At 44.9% G+C, this 726-nt stretch carries 1 protein-coding gene; it reads right to left on the bottom strand.

The genetic code is table 11. The features are described from left to right. A partial coding sequence (locus L2735_RS19900; RefSeq protein ID WP_248986314.1) for a tyrosine-type recombinase/integrase occupies positions 1 to 726 on the bottom strand: 726 nt, incomplete at both ends.

The raw sequence follows: 726 nt of genomic DNA, 5'->3' as shown, positions 1-726 counted from the left end.
TGAGTGGCATAGCTGTGACGCAGATTATGCGGGCTGATGGATTTGTGAATATTACACTCACGAATAACCCGCTTGAGGGCTTTTTGAATACCGCCTTTATCGATTAATGAGTCGGGTTGGCTATCTTTACCCGGAAACAAGTAACGCGAGTGACGATGAGTTTGCCAGTAATATCGCAGCGCTAACAAAGTACGTTGTGGTAAAGGTACTAACCTATCCTTGCCGCCTTTAGCATCACGAATATGCACCTGCATCATCTGTGAATCGATATCGCCAACCTGCAAAGATATACCTTCACCAAGGCGTAATCCCATGCTGTATAAAGTGAGAAAAAACACTTGATAGCGTTGCTGATGGGTAAGGCTAATGACAATTGAGACTTCGGCAGGGGTGAGGATATCGGGCAAACGATTGACTTGCGGTGGTTTGACAATATTAAGCCACTGCCATTGTTGGTTAAGCACATGACGATAGAAAAACTGCAAGCCATTACGGTCGAGTTTTACCGTGCTCCATGAGTGAGATTTAATCATCTGGGCGAAGTAACGCTTCAAATCATCGGTTGAAAGGTTATCAGGACAAGCATCGAAATAAGCACTAATACGCCTGACGGCGCGACTGTAGGCATCGATAGTAGCAGGTCGCTTGCCTTGCAGTGTTAAGTTGGTAAGATGTTGTTCATAAAGAAAATCAAAGCGTTGTTGCTCGGATGCGTTCATGGTGATA

Origin of the sequence: Shewanella olleyana, from assembly GCF_023283825.1 — a bacterium.
Classification (GTDB): Bacteria; Pseudomonadota; Gammaproteobacteria; order Enterobacterales; family Shewanellaceae; genus Shewanella; species Shewanella olleyana.
This window is presented reverse-complemented; position numbering and strand designations above follow the sequence as displayed.